The sequence below is a fragment of the Pseudoalteromonas atlantica genome, assembly GCA_007988745.1.
Lineage (GTDB): Bacteria > Pseudomonadota > Gammaproteobacteria > Enterobacterales > Alteromonadaceae > Pseudoalteromonas > Pseudoalteromonas atlantica.
Genome location: BJUT01000107.1, coordinates 1 through 2,062 on the forward strand (window position 1 = coordinate 1; position 2,062 = coordinate 2,062).

Below are 2,062 nucleotides of genomic sequence, written 5' to 3' on the forward strand. Positions count from 1 at the left end.
AAATACATCAAACTGTTGAGTAAGGGTTATGCTGTTACCAAACTGCTGGGTTTTAATATTACCTTGGCTATCGTAACTTAAGGTTACAAGCGCCTTCGCAAGTTCAGCCTCTTTGCTATTGGTTTGTAGTAAATTAATGCCGCTTAGCTGGCCAAACTGGTTGTAGCTGTATTTAAGCATAGTTGAATCTGGCAGGGTAAGGGTTTGCCTTCTGCCATATTCGTCGTAGCTGTACTTTAGGGTATGCGCTTGTTGCTGGTTATTAACTTGCTCAGCACACAATAATCGCCCGCCTTTATCAAAGCGTTGTTTAAGTGTTGATTGTGCGTTATGTGCACGCGCAATGTTACCTTGCTTTGTGTAGCTGTAGTAATTGGCGTTATTAATGATATGTGAGTCACTGGCAAGGCTTGCATGCTGCGCAGTTACACGGCCAAGGCTGTCGCGCTCTATTTTTACGTGGCGTTTGTTGCTTTGCGTTACTGAGGCTAAGCGGTTACAGGCATCGTACTTATATTGCTGTACCGTACCATCAAACCCGGTTATTTGTGTTGGGTTTTCGTTCGCGTCGTAACTTATGCGGTATACGTGACCATCGCTTCGCTCGATGGCTGTTAAGTTGCGCTCTTTGTCGTACGTTAAATGCAGGGCGCTGCCATCGGGCTGAATAACACAATGCGGTTGGCTTAGCCCTTCAAAGTGTTGCTCGGTGGTGTCGCCTTTGCTGTTTTGCGAGCTAATTAACCGCCCTGCTTCGTCGTAGCTAAAGTATTGATGCTGTTTATGTTCAGGCTCGTTTTCATCAAAGGCAATTGTTTGTGTAAGCTGGCCGTGCTCATTGTATTTATATTGGGTGAGTAAGCCTGCGTTATTCAGTGTGGCATTTACGCGGCCTAGGCTGTCGTAGCTGTAACGTATTAACTCATCGTTAAGATGCTTTGCTAAAAGCTCGCCTTGCTCGTTCCAAATAAACTTGGTGATTTGACCATTTTTATTAATATGCTGGGTTAACTGGCCGAGCTTATCGTAGCTGTATAACGTGGTACGGCCATCTCCAAAGGTTTCGCTTTGTAATAAGCCAGCCACACTGTATTTACGCGTAATGGTTTGGCCATCAGGTAAGGTAGTTAATACACGTTGCCCAAGTTGGTTGTAAGCAAAATGGGTTTGGCTACCATCTGGCTGCGTTATTGTTTCTAATTGGCCGAAAGGTGTGTAGCTATAGCGCATTGTGCTGCTATCGGGCTTTATTTCACTGAGTTTTTGGCCTTGTGCATTGTATGTATATTGCCAAACATTGCCGTTAGGGTCGGTATGTTTTACCAATTTACCTTGTGCGTTATGTACAAAGTGTTCTTTGTGGCCGCGAGAGTCTATACAGGTTGTTTCACCGCGCTCAAGGTTGTATTCAAACTGGTAGGTATAGGTATTGTTATCGCCCCACTGCTTTATACATTTAGCGCTGGGTGAGTAGCTATCCCACTCAAAATGATAGCTAAAGCCACTGGCTCGGGTACGCTTTGTTAATAAATTAGCGGCGTTATACGCGTAGCGCTCAGTTTCGTTTTGCTGATTAGTAGACTGAACAAGGTTTTTGTTTTCGTCGTACTCGTAGCTTGCAAGTAATGGCGATAGCAATTGCTGTTTGTTGTTTTTATCGGTGTAGTACGCTGCTATTTTGCTTAACAAACCTTGCGTGTTGTAGCTAATAATACAGCCGCGCACTCTGTTTACTTCTATACGGTGTAGGCGCTCTTTTGCATCGTAATAAAACGCGATGCTTTGGCCTTTTTCGTTAATTATTTTTTCAAGCAGCCACGCGCTTTCGCCTGGTTTAAACGTAAGGTGTTGGTCATCTGGTGTTACAAGTACTTGCTTACCATTTGTTTGGTAATGTAGCGCAAGGTTACTACTTAACTGATAGCTTGATTGGCCAGGCTTCACCTTTTCAAATTTATGTTTAGCGCCGTGCTCGTCTTGGTACTCTAGCCAGTAAGTGCCTTTTTGCTTAGGGCCCACTTTTGGGGGCGGCAAATAATGCTCGGTAAGGCTTGCCATAAAG

Annotated in this window: 1 pseudogene; it reads right to left on the minus strand. The window is 44.3% G+C overall.

The features are described from left to right. Positions 1-2,062, minus strand: a pseudogene (locus PAT01_RS19855) (RHS repeat protein); the annotation flags it as partial.